Origin of the sequence: Asanoa ishikariensis (genome assembly GCF_900107455.1) — a bacterium.
Taxonomy (GTDB): Bacteria; Actinomycetota; Actinomycetes; order Mycobacteriales; family Micromonosporaceae; genus Asanoa; species Asanoa ishikariensis.
The window spans coordinates 1,956,279-1,978,402 of the sequence record NZ_FNQB01000001.1 but is presented as its reverse complement, the minus strand read 5'-3'; the positions used below and the strand labels follow the sequence as shown (position 1 = coordinate 1,978,402).

At 71.0% G+C, this 22,124-nt stretch carries 16 protein-coding genes; 6 read left to right on the top strand and 10 right to left on the bottom strand.

The annotated features are described in order from the left end of the window. Window positions 1-14 precede the first annotated feature (14 nt). The 7 genes from BLV39_RS09390 to gntF all read right to left on the bottom strand — a co-directional run bounded on the left by BLV39_RS09390 (window position 15) and on the right by gntF (window position 10,093). Window positions 15-908 (bottom strand): NAD-dependent epimerase/dehydratase family protein, encoded by an 894-nt coding sequence (locus BLV39_RS09390; RefSeq protein ID WP_239083987.1) that lies wholly within the window; start codon window positions 906-908, stop codon window positions 15-17. Then, a complete protein-coding gene (locus BLV39_RS43585) occupies window positions 905-1,633 on the bottom strand; it encodes a sugar phosphate nucleotidyltransferase (protein WP_204082943.1) in 729 nt (242 codons plus the stop codon). The genes BLV39_RS09390 and BLV39_RS43585 overlap by 4 nt, the downstream gene beginning before the upstream one ends. 17 nt (window positions 1,634-1,650) lie before the next feature. Then, complete coding sequence (locus BLV39_RS42920; RefSeq protein ID WP_090789334.1) at window positions 1,651-3,162, bottom strand: hypothetical protein; 1,512 nt, start codon at window positions 3,160-3,162, stop codon at window positions 1,651-1,653. After that, window positions 3,159-4,775 carry a GT4 family glycosyltransferase PelF gene (pelF, locus tag BLV39_RS09380; protein WP_239083988.1) on the bottom strand — a complete coding sequence of 539 codons (1,617 nt, stop codon included), beginning with the start codon at window positions 4,773-4,775 and terminating at the stop codon, window positions 3,159-3,161. The genes BLV39_RS42920 and pelF overlap by 4 nt, the downstream gene beginning before the upstream one ends. Window positions 4,776-4,786: 11 nt before the next feature. Then, complete coding sequence (locus tag BLV39_RS09375; RefSeq protein WP_239083989.1) at window positions 4,787-6,916, bottom strand: Agd3-related carbohydrate-binding protein; 2,130 nt, start codon at window positions 6,914-6,916, stop codon at window positions 4,787-4,789. Between the two features lie 564 nt (window positions 6,917-7,480). After that, window positions 7,481-8,833 (bottom strand): hypothetical protein, encoded by a 1,353-nt coding sequence (locus BLV39_RS09370; RefSeq protein WP_090789327.1) that lies wholly within the window; start codon window positions 8,831-8,833, stop codon window positions 7,481-7,483. 15 nt (window positions 8,834-8,848) lie between these two features. Next, the gene (gene gntF, locus BLV39_RS09365; protein WP_090789325.1) at window positions 8,849-10,093 is read right to left on the bottom strand and encodes a guanitoxin biosynthesis pre-guanitoxin forming N-methyltransferase GntF; all 1,245 of its coding nucleotides are present in this window, start codon (window positions 10,091-10,093) and stop codon (window positions 8,849-8,851) included. A 108-nt stretch (window positions 10,094-10,201) separates the two neighbouring features. On the opposite strand from gntF, the gene BLV39_RS09360 reads away from it, so the two are divergent. Then, the gene (locus BLV39_RS09360) at window positions 10,202-12,205 is read left to right on the top strand and encodes an ATP-binding protein (RefSeq protein WP_090789323.1); all 2,004 of its coding nucleotides are present in this window, start codon (window positions 10,202-10,204) and stop codon (window positions 12,203-12,205) included. Here the strand turns inward: BLV39_RS09360 and BLV39_RS09355 are convergent. After that, window positions 12,202-13,596, bottom strand: a complete 1,395-nt coding sequence (locus tag BLV39_RS09355; RefSeq protein WP_090789319.1) for an FAD-dependent oxidoreductase — start codon at window positions 13,594-13,596, stop codon at window positions 12,202-12,204. The genes BLV39_RS09360 and BLV39_RS09355 overlap by 4 nt on opposite strands. Before the next feature lie 252 nt (window positions 13,597-13,848). Next, window positions 13,849-14,622, bottom strand: coding sequence for an SDR family oxidoreductase (locus BLV39_RS09350; RefSeq protein ID WP_090789317.1), 774 nt, complete (start codon window positions 14,620-14,622; stop codon window positions 13,849-13,851). 190 nt (window positions 14,623-14,812) lie between these two features. On the opposite strand from BLV39_RS09350, the gene BLV39_RS09345 reads away from it, so the two are divergent. After that, window positions 14,813-16,513: an enoyl-CoA hydratase-related protein gene (locus tag BLV39_RS09345; protein ID WP_176984822.1), complete on the top strand. Its 1,701-nt coding sequence runs from the start codon at window positions 14,813-14,815 to the stop codon at window positions 16,511-16,513. A 27-nt stretch (window positions 16,514-16,540) separates the two neighbouring features. Then, window positions 16,541-17,041 carry a hypothetical protein gene (locus BLV39_RS09340; RefSeq protein WP_090789313.1) on the top strand — a complete coding sequence of 167 codons (501 nt, stop codon included), beginning with the start codon at window positions 16,541-16,543 and terminating at the stop codon, window positions 17,039-17,041. Between the two features lie 92 nt (window positions 17,042-17,133). Here BLV39_RS09340 and pepN read toward each other — a convergent pair whose 3' ends face one another. Continuing rightward, window positions 17,134-19,692 (bottom strand): aminopeptidase N, encoded by a 2,559-nt coding sequence (gene pepN / locus BLV39_RS09335; RefSeq protein WP_090789311.1) that lies wholly within the window; start codon window positions 19,690-19,692, stop codon window positions 17,134-17,136. A gap of 216 nt (window positions 19,693-19,908) precedes the next feature. Here pepN and BLV39_RS09330 point away from each other — a divergent pair, with 216 nt between their 5' ends. The 3 genes from BLV39_RS09330 (at window position 19,909) to BLV39_RS09320 (ending at window position 22,111) form a co-directional block, all read left to right on the top strand. Continuing rightward, window positions 19,909-20,511, top strand: coding sequence for a mycothiol-dependent nitroreductase Rv2466c family protein (locus BLV39_RS09330; RefSeq protein WP_090789309.1), 603 nt, complete (start codon window positions 19,909-19,911; stop codon window positions 20,509-20,511). 75 nt (window positions 20,512-20,586) lie between these two features. Continuing rightward, complete coding sequence (locus BLV39_RS09325; protein ID WP_090789307.1) at window positions 20,587-20,865, top strand: hypothetical protein; 279 nt, start codon at window positions 20,587-20,589, stop codon at window positions 20,863-20,865. A gap of 55 nt (window positions 20,866-20,920) precedes the next feature. Then, the gene (locus tag BLV39_RS09320; protein ID WP_090789305.1) at window positions 20,921-22,111 is read left to right on the top strand and encodes a DUF1015 family protein; all 1,191 of its coding nucleotides are present in this window, start codon (window positions 20,921-20,923) and stop codon (window positions 22,109-22,111) included. Window positions 22,112-22,124: the final 13 nt, after the last annotated feature.

Genomic DNA, 22,124 nt, shown 5'->3' with positions numbered 1-22,124 from the left:
CGAACCCCCATCGGTCAGTTACCGCCGGCGCCGGTCCAGACGTCCCACAGCGAGTCGCCGAGGGAGTGCACCGGTTGCCAGTCGAGGACGGCCCGCGTCAGCGAGATGTCGCCGAGCATCCAGTTGACGGCGGCCGAGCGGGCCGGGCCGAGGCCGCGTTCGCGGATCTCACCCGACCAGCCGGACACCTTCGCGAGCAGCTCCACGGCCTCCCGGCTGGTCACCGCCATCCCGCTGGCGACGTTGAACACCCGGGCCGCCGGGTCGGTCACGGTCACCGCGGCCGTCACCGCCGCCGCGGCGTCGCGGACGTCGACGAAGTCGCGGTACGCACCGAGCGCCGCCAGCGTCACGTGGTCGGCGTCGTCGCGCGCGGCACCCTGGATCAGGGCGGCCGCCCGGCCGAGCAGGTTGTCCGGGTGCATGCCGGCGCCGACCGGGTTGAACACCCGCATCGTCACGCCGTCGACCCGGCCCGCGGCGGTGGCCAGGTCGAGCAGCCGGGTCGCGGCCAGGTGGCTCACGCCGTACTCGCTGACGGGTTCGCACGGGTCCGTCTCGCTGACCGCGACGCCGTCGGGCACGACGCCGTATTCGGCGGCCGACCCGAGCCGGACCAGCCGCGCGCCGGGCGCCGCCGTGGCGACGGCCTCGACCAGTTTCGCCGTGACCAGCGTGTTGGCCAGCGCGAGGTCGTAACCGGTGCCGCTGAGCCGGCCGGTGCAGTTCACCACCGCGTCCGGCGCCGCCGCCCGCACCAGGTCGGTCAGCTCGTCGACACCCGAGGCGACCAGGTCGCAGCGTGCGCGGCCCGGGCAGTCGACCGAGGTCACCCTCGGTGCGGCCGCCAAGGCCTCGCGGACCCGGCCGCCGAGGAAGCCCGACGCGCCGAAGAGCAGGACCTTCATGCGGCCACCCCGGCCCGCGCCGGCAGCAGTATCGGCTCGAGCTCGTTGAAGTTGCGGTTGGCCTCGTCGTAGTCCTCGGGCCGGCCGATGTCGAGCCAGAATCCGTCGAACGCGTACGTGGACGGATAGGAGCCCTGGCCGACCAGGTCGAGGATGAGCTCGTCGAAGCCGAACGAGAGCCCCGCCGGGTAGGGAGCGAGCGTCTCGCGGGACATGCCGTAGACGCCCATGCTCACGGGGTAGTGGTAGCTCGGCTTCTCGGTGAACCCGACGATCCGGCCGCTCTCCAGCCCCAGCACCCCGAAGTCGATCTTCACGGTGCGGGTGAACGTCGCCACGGTCAGCGGCGCACCCGACAGGGCGTGGTGCTCCAGCAGGTCGCTGTAGCGCAAGTCGGTGAGCACGTCGCCGTTCATCACCAGGAACCGTTCCGGCAGGCGGTCGGTCAGCCCGAACAGCGGCCCGACCGTCGACAGTGGAACGGTCTCCTCGACGTAGTCCACGCGCAGGCCCCATCGGCGTCCGTCGGCGACGAACGCCCGGATCAGGTGGCCCAGGTGGTTGATCGCGATGGTCACCGACCGGAAGCCCTGGTCGGAGAGTTGTTGCAGGATGATCTCCAGGATCGCGTAGCGTTCGCCGATCGGGACCAAGGGCTTCGGCAACGCCGTCGTGTACGGCCTCAGCCGCACACCCTTTCCACCGGCGAGGATCACCGCATGCATGTTGAACCCCCAGTTCGTCAGCGGTAGCGCGAGACCTGGCTCAGCACCGGAGAAAGACCCACCAGCAGGAGGATCTGCAGCAGCACGGCACTGCCCAGGTAGAAGACGGTCGCGGGTACGTCGGGTGACGCCCCGATCAGGTGCGGCGTGCCGAGGCTCGCCGCGATGGCCACCGTGAGGCAGCCGCAGAGCCAGCCGTAGCGCAGGTGGCCGGCGAGCACGAACGCCGTCAAGTAGGCGCCCGCCATCGCGACCTGCGCGCCGGCCATGGCCAGAGCGTCGGGGCTGAGCCGGCCCAGCGACCACAGCCCCCAGCAGATGGCCGCCGCGAACACGGCCGTCGTCAGCCAGCACGCGACCAGGTTGCCGACGAGCAGCACCCAGACCCGACGCTGGAACTCCTTCGGGTAGCGGACCCGGGTAAGTAGGCGTCGCGCCTCTTCCGTGAAGCGCCGGGACCGCCACTCCACCACACCCATGGTCACGATCAGTGCGAGGACGACCAGGACTACGTCCACATTCGACAGCAGGTAGGGAACCTGCGCGTGTAGCAGGAACGTGGCGGCGAGCGCGCTGTAGAGCAGGACCCAGGCCAGCGGCCCGATCCGGCCGCGGAACAGCCCGCGCGGTCCGCCGATCGCCGAGACGGTGCGTCCCTTGCCGGCCCACAGCGCCCGCCAGACACCGGCGACGAGGGCGGCGGCGACGCACGCCGTCACGGTGCCCAGGGCCCAGACGAGCTGGATCTCCCCCAGGAGATAGCCGACGCCGAGCACCGCGGCGGGCGCCGTCAGCAGCGCGAGCCACAGCTCCAGGCGGTAGAAGACAAGTGCGGTGCTGGCCATCTGGTACGCCATGACGCCCGGCACCAGGGCCGCGGCGGTGACGCCGCCGCCGACCGCCATCGTCACTCCGACGCCGGCGAGGACGGCCACCACCATCCCGGCCGCCGTCGACCAGGCCAGCACGCGGCCGGCGGTCAGCTCGTCGTCGACGTTGAGGCATTGGAAGGCGAGCCAGCTCGCGCCGGCCGCCCAGACCCAGCCCAGCACACCGGCCACCAGCAGGGCGACCAGCAGCGGCCGGGGCGAGATGACCGCCGCGACGGCCGGGAACAGCGCACCCGGCAGCAGGTAGAGCGCGCCGTGCGCGATCTCCCGGGCGGCCCGCGCGGGGTCGCGCAGCGGCGGGGCCACGGGCCGCAGGCGGCGCACGCCGCCCCCGGCCCGGCGGAACACGTCTTCGGCGAGGTAGAACACGTCGGTGAAGCCGTACACGGCGCGGGCCACCCGGTCGGTGACGCCGTCGGCCTCGAGCAGCGCGGCCACCTGGAGGGCGTCGACCGCCCGGCCGGCCGACTCCCGGACCCGGTCGACGAGCGCGTCCAGCGGGTCGCCGGAGAACCTCGCGCCCTCGACCACCGGTGGCGTGACCACCATGCCGGCCGTGATCGCGATGGTGGCGTCGGCCGCCACCTCGCGGGCCGCGGCCATGATGGGCGCGCGTGGCTGCCCCGACGTGAGGGTCATGCGGCCTGCTCCGCGGACTCGACGTCGGACTGTGCGACCCGGCCGACGTAGCGGTTGACCGTGGCGCGGCCGACGTGCGGCTCGGCCGGCGCTTCCGGCACCGCCGGCTCGGCGGTGATCTCGCGGGCGACCCGGCCGACGTAGCGCGAGATGGCCACGCGGCCCACGTACACCATGTCGGGCGCGGGAGGCGCCGGCTCGGCGGTGAGCTCGGGGTTGGACAGCCGCTCGTAGAGGTTGCGGTAGGCGTCGAGCGACTGGGCCAGCGTGAACCGCTCGAGCACCCGGTTGCGCGCCTTCGCGGCCAGCTCGTGGCGTAGCTCGGCGTCGTCGAGCAGCCGCACGCAGGCTTCGGCCACGGCGGCCGAGTCGCGCGGTGCGACCACGAACCCGGCGTCGCCGACGGCCTCCGAGACTCCGCCGACGTTGGTGCAGACGACGGTGCGCCCGCAGGCCATCGCCTCGACCACCGTGTACGGGAAACCCTCCGAGATGCTGGTCAGCGCCACGATGCTGCCGCTGTGGTAGGCCTCGACCATGTCCTCGATGCGGCCTTCCAGCACGGCGGCGCCGGTCAGGCCGAGCTCCTCGATGAGGGCCACGCAACTGTCGTGGTAGACCTCGTTGCCGGCCGGGGTGCCACCGAACATCCGCAGCCGTGCGTCCGGCAGCTTCTCCCGGACGATGGCGAACGCCCGGATCAGCGTGTGCAGGTCCTTGAGCGGGTCGACCCGGCCGGCGAACACGATCGTCGGCTCCGGCGGCTCCTCCAGCGCGGGCGGGAAGGACTCGGGGGCGACGCCGTTGTACATCGTCCACATGCGATCCGGCTCGGCGCCGTTGCGTAGCTGCCAGCGCCGGTTGTAGCCGGAGTGCGGTGCCAGCGCGTCACAGGCCAGGTAGGCGCCGCCGGCGAGGCACCGGAAGAAGTTGAGGATCAGCACCTTCACCGGGTGCGGCGTGTCCTCGTCGAGGTATGAGATGTAGCGCTCGCGCAGGTAGATGCCGTGCTCGGAGAGCAGCAGCGGGGTGCCGTGCGTCCACTTGGCGACCAGGCCGACCAGCATCGACAGGCCGTTCATCGAGGCGTGCACGACGTCGGCCTCCACGGCGGGCACCGACAACGGCCGCAGCATGTGCTCCAGCGACCAGGCGCCCTGCGTGGCGTCGGCCAGGGTCAGCCCGTCCGCCTGGATCGTGTGCCAGGCGTCCATCATCATCGCCAGCGCGCGGTTGGACATCATCGCCGCCGACAGGTCGCCGCCGGAGGCCGCGTACTCGTGCAGCCCGCGCAGTGCGGCGATGAACCGCACGTTCTCGCGGACGGCGCGCTCCGGCCGAGGGTCCAACGGCGTGACCAGGCTGAGCAGGAACTCCTGGTACGGCTCGGTGAACTCCTTCGGGGGGACGCCCCGGCGGCGGTCGCCGCCGGGGCCCCACAACGGAATCGCGGTCACCCGGTCGAGGTTCTCGGGCAGCCGCCACACGGGGCGTTCCGAGTTGTCGACGGTGAGTGCCACCATCTCCCACCGGTAGTCGGAGAGCCCGCGCATCAGCTGGTCACACCAGACACTGACACCGCCCATGGCGTACGGGTAGGTGCCCTCCGACACCAGCGCTACTTTCATGACCGAGGACTCGCGATGACGGTCGTCGTGCCGCCTGCGGCCATGGTCAGGGTCGAGGTGCGCTCGGCACCGTAGGTGGTGTAGCCGGCGGCGCTGGCACCAGTGACGATCAGCGGGCCGGCCGTCGGCGAGCTGACCTCGATGGTGCCGGTCGACGGGTCGTAGACAGCTTTGGCGCCGGCGGCCTTCACCGCCATGTGCCGCGTGCGGTTCTTGACGTTGGTGGCCAGGGTCGCCCAGTCGAGGCAGAGCAGCGGCACCTTGTAGAGGGCCGAGTACTTCTGCATCACCATGTGCGCCCAGTCGGTGACCAGCGTCTCGCCGCCGCCGTAGTCCTTGACGTTGGCGATGTGGAACGTGTGCGTGTAGATCGAGCCGGTGGCCACGTGACTCAGGGCCACGTTGGTCTCGTAGTCCTTCATCTGCGCGTACGTCTGGTCGACCGGGAAGAACGGGAACCGACCGTTGGGGCCGTAGAACCCGTTGTAGAAGTGGGTCTGCTCATCCGGCGTGGTCGTGTGGTACGCGATGTTCGTCGGCCAGTCCGGCACGATCATGATGCTCGGCTCGAGCGGGTGGTCGATGCCGCAGTTGAAGCACGACGGCACGTGGCTCGCGAACGACATGTTGCCGTGCACGTACTGGACGCCGTTGTCACGTGCGGCTTGGAGGAAGTTGAGGTTCGACGCGCCCAGCCCGTAGTCGGTGGGCGGGTTGACGTCGTCGTTCGGGTCGGGGTTGTAGACGCCCAGACCGGAGTATTCACCGGTCTTGAGCACGGTGTTGGGCTGCGACATCGAGAACGTCGTGGCCAGCGTGCGGTTCTGGGTGATCTCGGCCGCGCTCTCGGCGTACGTGGTGAAGTTCAACTCCGGATGCGTGTACGTGTGGTTCAGCCACCGGAAGTAGGTGCGCAGACACCGGCTCGTCGCGGTCAGCGTCTCGATGCCGCCGTTGGGGCTGCAGCCGGACACGGCGGTCAGGTCCGCGTCGGCGCCGTTGTAGGCCAGGCTGAAGGTGAAGCCGTTGGCCAACGGGAACCACGAACGCAGGTTGTTCATCCGCTGTCGCAGGTTGTAGGCGTCGTGACCCGAGACCTGGTAGGGCGGATCGGTGACGATGGTGCCGTTCGGCAGGGTGTAGTGGTCCGCCGAGTTGAACCAGTCGTCGATGTCGACCTGGAGGTAGTGCTTCTGGTCGCCGAGGTACATGCCGCGGCTGGCCCAGCGGAACAGGCCGTACGCGAGCAGGTTGCTCTGCATCAGGTACTGGTTCGAGGTGAACGTCAGGGCGGCCCGTTCGCGGCCGTCGGTGGACGTGGTCTGCACGCCGAGGATGTCGGCGCCGCTCTGCAGGATCGAGCTCGCGGCACAACCGGCGGCGATGCGGGTCTTGTAGACGTACGACTGCTGGATCTTGACGACCGCGGTGGTCTTGAGGTCGTCGAACAGCGCCTGCCCGGCGGCGGGAAGGGTGGCCGACAGCGGGGTGTCACCGACCGAGACCTCGGACGACGCGGTGAGGCAGTAGTCCTCGGGCCAGGCGCCGTAGCTCGTGTACAGCACGGCCTGCCGGACGGCGAAGTCGCGCTCGTACGCCCAGAGCGTGTTCCACTCGGTCGCGTCGAGGCCACTGACGAAACTGCCGCCGCCGGCGTCGTAGAGCAATGAACTGCTGGTCAACAGGATCGCGTTGTATTTGCCGACTCCGTCAACCCCCACGAGGTCAGCGGCGGTGAGCGGGGCGGTCTTCGAATAGAGGACGTCGTACGCGGCACCGACCCGGTCGACGGTCTGCTTCCAGGTGGCCACGCCCCAGTCGGCGGCATCGACACCGACGATCAGCGCCCGTAGCTGCAACTTCGGCGGGACGAGGAGGGCGGTGGAGGTGCGGGTCGGGCCCGTGAGCCCCCTGGGCGCCGGGAGGAGGGGCAGCGAGGGCCTGACCGCCACCGTGCCGCTGACTTTGGGCAAAGGCTTGCCTGGCACGGCTTTCGGCGCCGCGACGGCACCGCGGAGGACCGCGTGCTGGTGGTCTCCGTCGGCCTTGACCGACGTGCCGGCGCTCGCGGGGGTCGCACCCGCGATGAGGAGCAGCGGCACGCAGAGCGCAGACGCCAGGCGCACCGACCGACTATGGATGAATTTTCCCGCAACCCCACTCATGCTGACTCCAAGCAATTTTTCGACAGCGGCGGTCGCAAAAGCGCGGCCATTTCCGGATGTGAATTCCGCGGCGCGAATAGCGTTGCACCCGGAACGGGATGATCCGCGAACCAAAGTCGGAATCCCGACGCTTCGACTGGCCGTTCGGCGGGCGATCCACTCCGAGCGCCCCGCCGCCATCCCCTTTCGGGGCTGAGCTTCGCGAATGATCCGGTAGGGGGATCATCCACACCGGACTCACGGAAGCCGTTGTCGCCGCAATCTGACTGCCGTCGCGTGAAGCGATCCACATCGGACTTAATCAGGTCAGGTCGGACGAAAAACGAGTGACACCGGATAAACAGAAAAGTCCGGCTTTGCACTAGAGCAAAGAAATTGTCGACGTTTGTGGAAGCAGCAGCACGTCGATTTCCGGCTCGCATTCACCGATCGAAGATCACGATACCTCGCGATCCCGATCATGCATAGCCGCACGCAGATACCCGATTTTCCTCGATCAACAGAAGCGCCCACGGACAGGGCCGGTCAGGAGCAGATCGAAGACCCAGACTTACCCGCTTGATCACATTCCGAGACCACGGCGAGGATTCGCTCGGCAGCCTCGGCCGGGAGCGCCGGGTTCGCGGCAGCCGACGACGCGACCAGGTGATCGTCGTGGTCGAGCAGCGCCGCGACGGTGGCGGGCGCGGCGTTCGGATGCGCGGCGACCGCGCGCAGCAGCCGGCGACCGGCCTCCGTGCCGAGCAGGTCGTCGAGCAGGTCGCGCGGGCAGTTCGGGTTGCGCACCACACCCGCGGCAACGGCTCCACCGTGCCGAGCCGTCATCCGGCGCAGTTGGTCGGCCGTCACCAACGGATTCGACGCGACGGCCCTGGCCACGCGAGGGTCAGGGTCGTCGGGCATGGTGGCGGCGACGTCCGCCGGCAGGTCCGGGTGCTGGGCCAGCAGCGCGCGCAGCGGTCCAGCCGCGAACCGGCGGATCTCCACCTGGGTAGCCGAGGCGATGCGCGGCAGCGGGGCAGGGCCGATGCGGATGCCCGCCGCCAGATCGGCCAGCACGTCGAGCGGCAGGGCCGGGTTGCGCGAGATCCACCGCCGCAGGTCGTTGGTAGCCAACTCGCGGATCAACGGCTCACCGACCGCCGGATTGGCCGCCAGCTCCCGTCGGACCTCGACGTCGCGCGCCAGTGCGCGATAGCTGTCCGGATCCAGGTCGGACCGCTCCGCGAGGGCAAGCCGGACGAGCCGGGACGGGTGCCCGACCAGGGCCGTCACGGGGGCTACCGGGGCAGCGGGGTTGCCGGCGACGGCTAGCTGGAGCTCGTAGGCGGCTTCCGTGCGGTCGCCGATATCGGCAGCCAGGTCCGCGAGCACCGAGGCGGGCGCGTCTCGGTTGGCGGCGACCGCCCGGCGCACGACGACGTCCGGATGGCGGGCGAACTCCTCGGCGAGTGCGGGCGTGAGCGCCGCCGAGGCAGCGACGGAGCTGACGAGATCCGGGTCCTGGGCCAGCAGCCGCAGCAGGTCGGGCGGGCAGGCCGCGGCCAGCGCCAGCTCGGCCCTAAGCTCGCTGTCCCGCTCGGCGGCTACCCGCCACAGCCATGCCTCGGGGATGTCGTGGTCATCGAGCAAGGCGACGATCGCCCACGGCCGGTGCTCGACTGCCGCCAATGGCACGCGCCGGCGGCGGACCAGCGTCACCAGCGCGGAGATGGAGCCGTGCCTGGCGAGCTGTTCGACGTGGCGGTCCGTCAGGTCAGCGCGTGCGGCGAGCTCATCGTCGACAGCCCACCCTCCGACCGCCACAAGCCGATCCAGCGCGGCCGGGGTGAGCGCGGGGTTGGCCGCCAGCCCACCCAACACCCAGACGACGTCCATCCACCAGATGATCCCTCAGCGCTCGGGCGGCTGGTGTTTGCGGGCGTGGCAGAGCAGGACACCGCCGTAGCCGTGTGTGGCGTCCTGGTTCGTGGAGTGGACTTCGATCACTTCGTTCGAGCGGTCGAAGTCCGGGCGCAGGGCTGCTCGTAGGTCGTCCTCGCTGACGTTCGCGCTCGGGAAGCGGCGGTCACCGACCGTATAGCCGGCGCACTGGTGTAGCGCGGCGGTGACGAACAGGCCGCCGGGTTCGACCAGGTCCGTGATGTTGCGCATGAGCTGTCGCCACGTCGTCAGGTTGTCCGTGGCCGAGTCCGCGCAGTACGGGCTGATCACCGTCGCGTATCGGCGGTTCACCGGGTGGCGGTGGTGGGCGTCCACCTGGATCAGGTCCGTGATCTTCTTGCGGGTGAGGTCCTCGCGGAGGGTCACTTCGTCCTCGGTCGGCTCGCTGACTCCCTCGCAGCGCAGCGTGTACGACACGAACGGGCGCCAGTCGTGTGCGTCCGGCGCGCGGTCGATCCAGCGTTGCAGCTCAGCCAGGTTCGAAGGCAGGTAATCGCCCAGGTGGATCTCGGAGGCCACGTCCGCGGCCGCGAAGACGTGGTGCATCGTGGGGCCGACGCCGAAGAACAGGATCGGTTGGTCGCGGTCCGCGTGGCGCAGGGCGTCGACCAGGAAGGCGATCGTCGCCAGTTCGTCCGGCTCGACCGTGCTGTAGTAGTCGGTCAGGTAGCGACCCGGCACCCAGTCGCGCTCGAACGACGCGAACCGGCGCCGGAGGAACCACGACGTGAGGCGGCCCAGGCCGTACTCGTACACGGCGGCCCCGAGGTTGGCTCCCGCCAGGAAGACCAGCGCGTCCGCCCCGGTGATCGCCTCCGTGGCGGCCGCGGCACCGAACGCCGCCGCGTAGTACGGCAGTTCCTTGATGACCTCCGTGCCGGCGTAGCCCACGGCCGCCGCCACGCGCGGTGCACGCTCGCTGCGCGCGAAGCGCCGGGTCAGGTCGTACGCGGCCTTCGACAGGACGTTCGTGCTCGTGCCCGTCGCCGCGAGCAGTGCGCCGTTCGCGCGCAGGTTCGTGCGCAGTCCCAGCGCCCAGAGGACGTAGCTGCCGACGAGAACGACCACCACCCAGCCGTGCGAGAGCCCGGCGAGTACGCCCGACATCACGACCAGAGCACCCGCCGCGGCGGCGAACGCGTCCAGCGCGTAGGTCGACGCGACGGTGGCGGCGGCGCTGACAGTCCATCTCATGGTGTGCAGGGTCGGCCCGACCGCCGCTCACCCACCACGTCAGATAGTGGCTAATCGCTGTCCAATGAGCGCCGCGCGGCGGAGAGTGGGGCAACCGAAGGAGAGGGCGTGACCACGAGCCTGGGCGACCTGCTGGACACCGCACGGCGCGAGCGATTTGTCGGGCGCCGCCGGGAGCTCGCCTGCTTCGACGACGCCGTCGCCGGGCGTGCGCCGCAACGGGTGCTGTTCGTGCACGGCCACGGTGGCATCGGCAAGACGACGCTGCTGGCCGAGTTCCGCGCCCGCGCCCGCGCCGTCGGCCGCACCGTCGTGCAGGTGGACGGTCGTGAGGTCGACCCGTCGCCCGACGGGCTGACCGCCGCCGTCAGCCACCACGACCTGGCCGACGCGGTCCTGCTCGTCGACGGCTACGAGGAGCTCAGTCCGATCGACGACTGGCTGCGCGACGAGTTCGTGCCGGGCCTGTCCGCCGACACCGTCGTCGTGCTGGCCGGCTGTGACCCGCCCGCCGCGCCCTGGCGCACCGATGCCGGGTGGCGGCGGCTCGTGGCCGTACACCAGCTCGATCATTTCGACTCCGCGGAGAGCACGGACCTGCTCGCCCATGCCGGCGTCGCACCGGAGATCCGGTCGCACCTGGCGGAGCTCGGCCAGGGGCATCCGCTGACCATCGCGCTGCTGGCCGATCTCGCGGCGACCGGCACGGTGCCCGCCGCCCTCGCCGACGCGCCGGACCTGATCTCCGCGCTGCTCGGTTCGTTCCTGCGCGACGTGCCGGGCGACGCGCACCTGACCGGCCTCGCGACGTGCGCCATCGCCTGGCTGACCACCGAGGACCTGCTCGAACGCATGGTCGGCGCCGACGCGCCCGAGGTGTGGCGCTGGCTGGCGCGACGGCCGTTCGTCACCCGTGGCCCGCGCGGGCTGTTCGTCCACGACCTGGCCCGCGCCGTGCTGGACGCCGAGTTCGAGCGCCGGATGCCCGAGCGGTACCACGCGCACCGCCGGGTGATCCACGCCCACACGGTCACCGGTCTGCGCGCCACCACCGGCCCGGACCGGCAGCGGCACGCCCAGCAGCTCCTGTTCCTCCAGCGCAACAGCCCGTACGCGACCGCCTTCTCGGCCCTGCGGACGCTGGGCTCCGCCGCTGTCGTGCCGGGCCGCGCCGACGACCACGACCAGGTCTGCCAGATCGTCGAACGGTTCGAGGGACCGGCCGGCGCCGAGCTGACCCGGGCGTGGCTGCACGAGCAGCCCGAACACCTTTACGTCGTGCGTACGCCCGACGGTGTCGCCGGTTTCGCCCTGCACCTGTTCTGTCCCAGCGGGTCCGCGCTGGAGGACCGCGACCCGGCGGTCCGGGCCGTCCTCGACCACGTCGCGCGGCACGGACCCACGCGGCCCGGTGAGCTGGTCAACATCGTCCGGGTCGTCGCGGGCGCCAACGAGTACGAACGCGACCCGTACGCCGTGCTCGCCGCGCCGGTCTCCAGCGTGATCGAATGGCTGACCCGGCCGCTCGCCTGGTCGATCGGGATCACCTCCGACCCGGACTTCTGGGCGCCCCGGTTCGAGCACGTGGCGTTCGCACCGCTGGTCACCGTCGAGCTGGACGGGCAACGGCACGTCGGCTTCGGCATCGACTGGCGCCGCCTCCCGGTCGACAGTTGGCTCGACCTGATGCGCGAACGCGGGCACTCCGGCGAGACCGGACCACCGCCGGCCGAGCTGCTCCGCCCACCGCCGTTGGGCCGCGACCGGTTCGGCGCGGCGGTCAAGGCGGTGCTGCCGGTGCTGCACCGCCCTGACCAGCTCGCCGCCAGCCCGCTGATGGGCTCGGCGCTGGCGTCGACCGACGCCGGGCCGACCGCGGCGCAGCTACGCGCCACGATCGAGGCCGCGGTCGTGCGCCTGGCCGACGAGCCCAAGGGCGAGCAGCTACGGGCCGTCCTGCATCGCACGTACCTGCGCCCCGCGCCGACGCAGGAGGCCGCCGCCCAGGTCCTCGACCTGCCGCTGAGCACGTACCGCCGCTATCTGGCCCGCGCTCTCGAACACCTCACCGATCTGCTGTGGACGATCGAGATCGGCGACGTGCGCCTCTAGTCTCCGATCGCCACGAGCAGTTCCCGGCGGCTGGGGCCTGGCAGTGGATAGTTGGGCGCGCCTCCACCCAGCCTCATGATCTTCTCGGGCAGGCCGGGTCGGGCGCGGAGATCGTCGGGGGTGGCCAACAACGAGGTCAGCGACTGGTACGCGCGGGCGATCTCCGGGTCGCCCAGGCTCGCGGCGAACGTGGCCAGGGCGAACGCCCACCTCGGGTCGCCGTGCTGGTACGGCACACCTTCCGCGTCGGCGTCGAGCTCGGCCAGCCGGTGGGCGTCGAACCAGAGGGTGCCCCGGTACAGCGGCTCCACGTTGGCCATCGTCCAGTCGTGGAAGCCGTGCACCAGCTTGTCGTGCTCGCCGGCGTCGGTGTCGCGCAGCACGTCACGCAGCCCGATGGCGTGCAGCAGGCCGATCGCGGCGCCGCGCCCGAGCGACGGGTTCGTGCACGCCCACGCGTCACCCACCGCGACGACGCCGGTCGCCACCGGATCGCCGTCGACGACGAACGTGCGATGGCGGTCCTCGATGCCGGCCATCACGTCCACTCCGGGCGCCGGGTCACCGTCACACCAATGAGCCGCCAGGGGGTACGTGGCCACGGCGGCATCCCACCGCGCCGGGTCACGCAGGCCACGCATCGCCCGGTCCCGGCCGCTGGTGATCAGGGCGACGCTCCACGTGCCGTTGTCGCCGGGCAGCGTCAGGATCGACGCCGACTCGTGCCGTTGCAGGACGTTCGCGCGACCCTCGGGCAGGACGCCCGTGCGGCTGCGGAAATGCCGGCCGTAGTAGACGAACCCACAGTCGGCCCGCTCCTCGACCGGGCGCCGCGCACCGGCGGCGACCAGCCAGGACGCGAGCGCCGAGCGGCGACCGCCGCAGTCGACCACCAGGTCGGCCCGCAACGTGTGGCCACCCTCGGCGAGCACACCGGTGACGCGGGTCCCTTCGGTGAGCAGGCCGCTGACCGTGATACCCCGCCGGATCGTGACGCCCGCCGTACCCGCGGCGGCCTTTGCGAGCACCGCTTCCAGAACGGGCCGGCGGGCGGTGACGGTCTCGAAGATCTCGTCGCCGGCGCGCCAGTCGCCGCGCTGGGCGGCCGGCAGCAGCGCGAGCAGGTTCGCCCGGAGCCCGCCGACGGACACCAGGTCGTCGAGCACGCCGGGCAGTTCGCGGGCCATCTCGACCCGCCAGCGGGCCGCCATCAGGTGAGGCAGGCGGAACTGGTTGACCCCGGGCCGCTGCCACTCCTCCCAGGCGTCCGCGACCGGCGGTGGTTCGGCCGGGTCGCGTTCCAGCACGGTGACGTCGTGGCCGTCACGGGCGAGCAACATCGCGGTCGACAGCCCACACAGGCCGGCGCCGAGAACAAGAATTCTGGACACTGTGCACCTCCGAACCTGAGGATCGCCCCCGCAGGTGCTCACTCGACAGGTCAATCGCTGTCCAATCCCGGCGCCGGCTCCAGCGGTCACCGGCCGAGGAGAACCGCGAGCCGTACCTCTCACGCACCTTGTTGCCGGCCCACCGGCGCCTGGTCGTACCGCAGCGCACCCGCGCGACGCACGTCGTCGACGCGACCCGGCCGCCCGACGAGGTGGCCGACGAGGTCGCCGGCATCATCCGTCCGCCTCGGCCTAGATCGACGTCGTGAGACCGCCGTCGATGATGTGGTCGGTGCCCGTGACGTTGCCGGGTAGGGCGCTGGCCAGGAAGACCACCAGGTCCGCCACCTCCTGCGGGTGGGTGAAGCGGTTCGTCGCCGACTGGCCGGCCGCCGCGTCCCGGACGTCGCCCGGCTTCGCGCCGGTGGCCGCGCCCACGGTCTGCGCCATGCCGTGCTCGCCGAGCCACAGGTCGGTCTCCACCGGGCCGGGGCTGACCGTGTTGACCCGCACGCCGCGCGGACCGACCTCCTTGGACAGCGCCTTGCAGAAGTTGAGCAGGGCGGCCTTGGCCACGCTGTAGTCCATCACCAGCGGGTCGGGCAGCGTCGCGTTGACCGAGCAGACCGTCACGATCACCCCGCGCCGGTCGAGCAGCTGCGGCAAGGCCGCACGCGTCGCGCGTACCGCCGCCAGGAAGTTGATCGTGATGGTCTGCAGCCAGTCGTCGTCGGTGATCGACACGAACCCGTTCGGGCGGGGCCGGGTCGCGCCGACGTTGTTGACCAGGATGTCGGCGCCGCCGAGCTTCTGCGCCTCGGCGAGAAGCTGGACGGGTCCGTCCGGCGTCGCGAGGTCGAGCGCGAACGGGTGCACCCCCGCAAGCTCGGACAGCTCGGGCGTGATCGTGCGCGAACCGGCTATCACGCGTACGCCCTCGCGAGCGAGCGTTTGGGTGACCGCGAGCCCGATGCCCTTGCCGGCACCGGTGACCACGGCTGTCTTGCCAGCCAGACCCAGATCCACAGCCCATCTTCTCCCCGGCGTTCGGGGCGAAAGGCAGCTTCTGGCGAATCTGGCTGACATTTGGTCCGTCGTCGCGCGGTGGTGGCGCGCGTTAATCGGGCTCGTGCCGAATTCATGGTCGGAATGGTTTCGCCGCGGCGGTGAGACCGACTCGGTCGTTGGACTGGATGACCGGATTGGGAGTATTGCCGTGGTCTCACGTCGCGTACAACGGGTGCTGTTGCTGTCCAACGGGTTCGGCGGTGCCACGATGGCGGCCTACTGCTGGCTGCGGGACCACGGGATCCAGACCGCCTTCCAGCCGGCCGGCTCGCCCGAGGCCATGGTCGAGGCCCACCGGTGGTACGGGCCGGACCTGGTCTTCGCGCCGACGCTGACGACCCGGGTGCCGGACGACCTGCTCGGCCGGGTCGTCATCAACCACCCCGGCCGGCTCGGTGACCGCGGTGCCTCGTCGATCGACTGGGGACGGTGCCGCCGCGAGCCGTTCGGCGGCACGACGCTGCTGCTCGCCGCGGCCGGCTGGGACACCGGCGACGTCGTGCACACGAGCACGTTCCGCTATCCGGCCGGGCCGGCCACCAAGAGCTGGATCTACGCGTACCAGAACCGGGCCGCCATGCTGAACGGCCTGGAGCGGGTGGTGGCCGACCCGCTGCCGGACCCGCGCCCCCTCGACTACGAGCACTCGGACGTCCTCGGCCGGTGGAACGACGTGCTGCGACAGGACGACTGCGCGGTCGACTGGTCGCTTCCCGCCGAGGAGCTCGTCTGGCGGGTGGCCGCCCGGGACGGCGCACCCGGCGTCCGCACCGGGCTGCTCGGCCACCCGATCCACGTCTTCGACGCGCACCCCGCCGGCCCGTGCCGAGGCGACCAGGGCGAGGTCGTCGGCTGGCTAGCGGACAGCGCCATCCAGGTCGCGACGGGCCCGGTGCACGGAGACGGCCGGCGCGACAGCGTGTGGATCGGCTACGTCAAGACCGACTTCAAACAGCCGGCCGCCTGGTGGCTGCGCGACGCACTCGGCTACCTGCCGGCATGGCAGGGCGACCCGACGTCGTACCGCCCGGTCACCACCCGCCGGCGCGGCCCGGTCGCGGTGATCACCGCGGCCGCGTACAACGGAGCCTGGTCGACGGGCTTCTGCCACGCGGTCGCCAGCAGCATCGCCGCCGCGGCCCGCCGCACCGACGTCGACCAGATCGTGCTGCGCGGCGGGGGTGGCGGCCCGTTCGGCAACGGCATCAACCTCAATCACGTGTACGCCGCCCGCGCCGGCATTCCGACCGAAGCCTCGGCCAACATCCGAGCGATCAACGAGGTAGCCCTGGCCATGTTCCAGGCCCGCCGCGACGGCGTCTCGGTCATCGCCCTGCTGGACGGCGACGCCGGCGCGGGCGGCGCTTTCCTGTCCCTGTGCGCGGACGTCGTGGTCGCGGTGCCGGGCCGAACGTTCAACTACCACTACGTGGGCATGGGCGGCCTGACCGGTTCGGAGTTCCACACCCTGACATTGCCGGCGCGGCTGCCGGACGAACAGTCCCGGGCCGACCTGCTCCTGGACTGCCTGCCGCTGAGCGCCTACCAGGCGCACAGGCAGGGCCTGGTCGACTACCTGGCGCCGTCCGGCCTGGCCGGAGACGACCTGCTGGAGTGGGTGCACGAGTTCGCCCTGAACCACCGGGAGGCGGGCAAACGGGCCGGGCGCGCACGGTGGCGTCCTTTGCCGACGGAGGCCGAGCTGGCCGCGACGCAGGCGCGCGAGCTCGCCAGGATCGACCGTGACTTCGCGAGCCCGGAGTTCCAGTCAGCGGTGGCCAACTTCGTCCGCAAACGCGGCACCGCCCCACCGACAGCAGCCATCGAATACCGCGGGGCTTACGCCTGACCTCGCGTCCTGCGAGACTGCCGGACCATGCGCCGACGCTTCTCGGTCACTGACGACTCCGGCCTGATCGCCCTGGTCGACCACCACGCCTATCCGACGTTCGTGAGCAACGAATGGACGTACGAGACGCTGTTCGGTCGTTTCCGGTCCGCGATGGCGGACCGGTCGCTGCTGGTGTGGGGAACGGGCCGCGAGGACACCTGGGTCGTCGACGTGGTGGTCGACGACGTGTCACCGCGGCAGGGCTTCCGGCGAGTCCGCGGACCGATCCGGGTGACCGTGGGACAGCTCCACGTGGCGAGCTACGACTCGCTGGCGATGGCCGCCCAGTTCGACGACGTGCGGCTGCCCGAACCACATTGCGCGGACCGGGTCCTCGACCTCCCGACCGGAATGTACGGCTGCGAGATCGTGCAACTCGTCGACCCGGACGCCGACCACGACCGCACCGAACCCGACTTCATCCTGACGCTCACGACGTCCCAAGAGATCGGCCCATGGCGTGACCCACCCTGGCACGAGAAATAGGCCCGCTCGAATACCCGTGCCGTGGCTGGTCTCGACAAGCGCCGCGGAGGCCAGGCCGTTCGCTGGGCCTCCCGCGGCGTTCGAGTCGACGGTCAGGACTCCGAGGCGGCGATGTCGCGGAGGCGGGCGCGCAGGGCGCGTTCGGTCGTGTCGCGGCCCTCCGCGACCAGGCGTCGCAGCGCCGACGGGAGGCCGCTCTGCGACAGCCACGCGTCCGCGGAAGCGACGACCTCGTCCGTGATCGTGTACGTCGGGTACCCGTACACGACGAACTCCTGGGCCGGCTCCGAGTCGCGCATCGCCCACACGGCCGCCGCTGACTCGAAGAACTTCGCGGCGTACGGGGCCGTCAGCTCGACCTGGGTCGGGTGCTGGAAGCCGACCAGCAGCGCCCGGTTGCGCCAGTTCGGCAGCTCCGTCGACTCGGTCAGGGCTCGCCACACCGACGCCTTGTTGTCCGCCGTCGGGATCAGGGCGTGCGTTTCCGCGGCCTCGCGCTCGCCGCTCGACGTGCGGTCGCGGGCCAGTTCCGCCTCGATCTCGGTGGCGTCCGCGGCGCCGTTGGCGACCAGGGCGCGCAGGAGCGACCAGCGGAACTCCGTGTCGATCGGCAGGCCCGCCGGGATGTTGTCGCCGGAGAGCCAGCCGCGCAGGACGGCCAGGTGCTCGTCGGACCGGGCCGCCGCGGCGAACGCGCGGGCCCAGGCGAGCTGGAAGCCGCTGCCCGGCGCGGCCGCGAGCATCGCGGTGCGGGCCGTGTCGGCGAGCTGGGACCAACCGGTGGGCGCCCATTCCGGGTCGGCGTAGTAGGACAGGGCGCCGGCGGCCTGGCGCAGCGTCGCGGTCACCAGGTTGATGTCCGACTCGGCGGGCAGGCCCGTCAGGGCCAGCGCTACGTAGTCGCGGGCTGCGAGCTCGGCGTCGCGCAGCATGTCCCAGGCGGCGGCCCAGCACAGCGCGCGGGCCAGCGACGAGTCGAAGCCGTCGATGTGTTGCACCACTGTGGCCATCGAGCGCTCGTCGAGGCGCAGCTTGGCGTAGGTCAGGTCGTCGTCGTTGAGCAGCAGCACGTCGGGCGCGCGGACACCGACGAGCTGCTCGACGGCAGTGCGCTCGCCGGTCACGTCGATCTCCAGCAGCTCCCGCCGGACCAGCGATCCCTCGGGCGTCAGGTCGTAGAGGCCGACCCCGATCCGGTGCGTACGCAGCGTCGGGTAGTCAGTGGGCGCCTCCTGGAGCACCACGACCGACTCGTACAGGCCGGCATCGTCGATCGAGACCTGCGGGCGCAGCGTGTTGACCTGTGCCGTCTCCAGCCACTGGGCGGCGAACTTGCGCAGCTCGCGGCCGGACGCCGACTCGAGCTCGCCGAGCAGGTCGTCGAAGGTGGCGTTGCCCCAGGCGTGCCGGGCGAAGTAGGCGCGCAGGCCGGCCAGGAACGGCTCGATCCCCACGTACGCGACGAGCTGTTTGATGACCGAGGCGCCCTTGGCGTACGTGATGCCGTCGAAGTTGACCTCGACCGCTTCCAGGTCGGGCATCTCGCAGTAGACCGGGTGGGTGGAGCTGAGCTGGTCCTGCCGGTAGCCCCAGTTCTTGCGGATCGACAGGAACGTCGTCCAGGCGTCGGTGAACCGGGTGGCGTTGGTGTTGCACCAGTGGCTGGCCCACTCGGCGAACGACTCGTTGAGCCACAGGTCGTTCCACCAGCGCATGGTGACCAGGTCGCCGAACCACATGTGGGCGAGCTCGTGCAGGATCGTGTTGGCCCGCTGCTCGTACTCGTAGTCGGTGACCTGCGAGCGGAACACGTACGCCGACTCGGCGTGGGTGACGCAGGCGAAGTTCTCCATCGCGCCGGCGTTGAAGTCGGGCACCCAGAGCTGGTCGTACTTCGGCAACGGGTAACGGACGCCGAACTGGGCGTGGTAGAAGTCGAAGCCCTGCGTGGTGATCAGGTTGAGGTCGTCCGGGTCGAAGTACTGCGCCATGGTGGCCCGGCAGAAGTAGCCCAGGTCGATGCCGTCGTGCTCGAAGCGCACCTCGTGGTACGGCCCGGCGCACAGTGCGGTGACGTAGGTCGACATCCGTGCGGACTGTGCGAAGTGGACGGTCTTGACCTCGCCGGAGTCAGCCGTCTCGACGTCGGCGACCGGCGAGTTGGAGATGACCTTCCAGTGGGCCGGCACCGTCGCGTGCCAGGTGTAGACCGACTTGAGGTCGGGCTGGTCGAACGACGCGTACACGCGCTGGGCGTCGGCGGTCTCGAACTGGCTGTAGAGATAGGTCTCGCCGTCGACGGGGTCGATGCTGCGGTGCAGGCCCTGGCCCGAGGTCGAGTAGTTGAAGTCGGCCTCGACCACGAGCTCGTTGGCGGCGGCCAGGCCGGTGATCGTGAGGCCCTTGTCGGCGGCCCAGCCGCTGATGTCGACCGGCGTGCCGTTGAGCGTGGCCGAGTGCACGGACGCGGCCGCGAGCTCGATGAAGGTGGCGGCGCCCGGCTCGACGCAGTCGAACACGATCGTGGTGGTGGAACGGAACGTGCGCGCGTCACCCTGCCCGGCGGAGGCCAGGTCCAGGCTGATGTCGTACGAGGTGACGTCGAGCAGACGCGCTCGTTCGGCCGCCTCCGCCTGGGTCAGGTTGCGCACACCAGCCACGGTTCGTTCTCCCATTCGCATTGTGCCGACGACACCGGCGACATCTTTTTCGAGTGTTCCATGCCCGCCGCGGCCAACCACGGTAACCCACGTCACGGTGCCCCACCGGTGGCAGAAGGGTTGGGCGAGGGTGAATATCAGGGTACGTACCCCCGATCCCCCCAAGGACGTGCCGTGTCCGATAGCAATGACCGTCAGAACGTCGACATGTGGTTCGATCCCGCCTGCCCCTGGGCCTGGGTGACCTCCCGCTGGCTGCTCGAGACCGAGAAGGTCCGCCCTTTGGACGTGAGCTTCCACGTGATGAGCCTCGCGGTCCTCAATGCCGGCCGTGACGAGCTCGACGAGAACTACAAGAACTTCCTGCGTACGGCCTGGGCGCCGGTGCGGATCTGCATCGCGGCCGAGCAGAAGTACGGCAACGCCGTGCTGCGTGACCTCTACACCGCGCTGGGCACCCGGATCCACCCGGGCAAGCAGGAGCGCGGCCCGGAGCTCTACGCGGCCGCCCTCGCCGAGGTCGGCCTCGACCCCGCGCTGATCGAGGCCGGCGAGAGCACCGAGTACGACGACGCGTTGCGGGCCAGCCACGACGCCGGCATGAAGCCGGTCGGCATGGACGTGGGCACCCCGGTGATCCACGCGCCCGGCCCGGACGGTGGCCGCGTCGCCATCTTCGGCCCGGTCGTCACGCCGGCGCCGAAGGGTGAGGCCGCCGGCCGGCTCTGGGACGGCGTCGTCCTGGTCGCGGGCACGCCGGGCTTCTTCGAGCTCAAGCGGACCCGCGACGTGGGTCCGATTTTCGACTGATCGGACCCTTTCCGGCTGGTTGATCGATTCGTTGCGTAGGGTGTCGAAAGGCACCCTCGCATCGAAGGATCGCCCATGTCGCAGCACACTCCCCACGAGGTCGCCGAGAGCATCGGCGCCGCCTACTGGTCGGTCGACGAAGGCCGCTGGGAAACCATCGCGCCGGCGCTGCCCGACCACGTCGTCGACCTGCTGGCGCCGCCGATCCTGGTCGGAGCGGCGCCCTGCGGCATGGACGTGGTCGCGGCGCTGCCGGCCCCGATCGCGCCACCGACGGGTGACCCGACCGCCCTGGACCGGCTCGACATGCTGGTGCCGGCGGCCCGGGATCCGCGTGTCGTGGCCATAGCCTGAGACGGACGCCTGGGTGTCGGCCGTCACTCGCACGCCCATCGGTAGCGTTTCGGACATGACGATCGTGCACCCGATCGCCCGGGCCTGGATCACCACCGGCGGCACCGGCGCGCAGAACTACGACGAGTTCGCCGACGACAACGAGATCACCGCGATCATCGCCGACAACCCGCGCAGCGCGCTCGCGATCGAGATGCCGCACCGCGCCCCGGACGCGGGCGGACGCTCCTTCCTCGACTCGCTGCCGACGGCCGCCCAGCGGCTCACCGACGCCAAGGCCGACGACAGCTACACGCCGGCCGACCAGGCGATGGTGCTCTACCGGATCACCGCGCCCGGCGAGGAGCCCGCGTACGGCCTGTGGGCCATGGTCGACACCGACCAGATCTCGACCAGCGCCGACGAGCCGGGCCTCGTGATCCGCAACGAGGACGTGTTCATCGAGAAGGTGCGCGAGCGGGTCGCCCTCGCCGAGGCGGTCGGCCACCTGCTCTCCCCCGTGCTCCTGCTGCAGACCGGGCGGGGCGCGGAGCTGCACGCGGCGCTCGCCGAGGCCTGCGACGCGGCCGGCGCGCCCGCCGCGACCGACCTCGACCAGGCGGGCCGCACCCACGCGATCTGGCCGCTCGGCCCCGGCGAGACCCAGGACCGGCTGGCCGCACTGGCCGGCGGCGGCGAGCTCGTCGTCGCCGACGGCAACCACCGCAGCCTGGCCGCGCAGACCGGCGGACTGCCGCGCTTCCTCGCCGTGATCACCACGCCCGGCTCGGTCGCGATCCAGCCCTACAACCGGCTGATCAGCGAGCTGACCAGCACCCCGGCGGAGCTGCTCGACGCGTTGCGCGCCGCGGGCGCGCAGGTCACACCGGTGACCGATCCACAACCGACCTCGGTCGTCCTGTACGCCGCCGGCGCGGCGCACGCGGTGACGCTGCCGCACGACCCCGCGGTGAGCCGGGTCGAGAACCTCGACCACGCGCTGGTCGAGCGGATCATCCTGCGCGACGCGCTGGGCCTGGAGCCCGGCGACAAGCGGATCACCTACGTCGGCGGCGACTACCCGGCGCAGTGGCTGACCGGCGAGGTCGACGCCGGCCGGGCTGAGCTGGCGATCCTGGTCGCGCCGGTGACCGTCGACGACTTCGTGGCGGTCAACCTGGCCCGGGCCAAGATGCCGCGCAAGAGCACCTGGTTCACCCCGAAGGCGCGAGGTGGCCTGGTGCTCGCAGAGCTCGGCGACCACTGAGAGACTGCTGACC

Bases quoted from the DNA above. Each gene is read 5' to 3' on its own strand.
- BLV39_RS42920 (WP_090789334.1), bottom strand. From the start codon at position 3,162: ATGACCCTCACGTCGGGGCAGCCACGCGCGCCCATCATGGCCGCGGCC.
- BLV39_RS09330 (WP_090789309.1), top strand. From the start codon at position 19,909: ATGTGGTTCGATCCCGCCTGCCCCTGGGCCTGGGTGACCTCCCGCTGG.
- BLV39_RS09320 (WP_090789305.1), top strand. From the start codon at position 20,921: ATGACGATCGTGCACCCGATCGCCCGGGCCTGGATCACCACCGGCGGC.
- BLV39_RS09390 (WP_239083987.1), bottom strand. From the start codon at position 908: ATGAAGGTCCTGCTCTTCGGCGCGTCGGGCTTCCTCGGCGGCCGGGTC.
- BLV39_RS09370 (WP_090789327.1), bottom strand. From the start codon at position 8,833: ATGGACGTCGTCTGGGTGTTGGGTGGGCTGGCGGCCAACCCCGCGCTC.
- gntF (WP_090789325.1), bottom strand. From the start codon at position 10,093: ATGAGATGGACTGTCAGCGCCGCCGCCACCGTCGCGTCGACCTACGCG.
- BLV39_RS09325 (WP_090789307.1), top strand. From the start codon at position 20,587: ATGTCGCAGCACACTCCCCACGAGGTCGCCGAGAGCATCGGCGCCGCC.
- BLV39_RS09340 (WP_090789313.1), top strand. From the start codon at position 16,541: ATGCGCCGACGCTTCTCGGTCACTGACGACTCCGGCCTGATCGCCCTG.
- BLV39_RS43585 (WP_204082943.1), bottom strand. From the start codon at position 1,633: ATGCATGCGGTGATCCTCGCCGGTGGAAAGGGTGTGCGGCTGAGGCCG.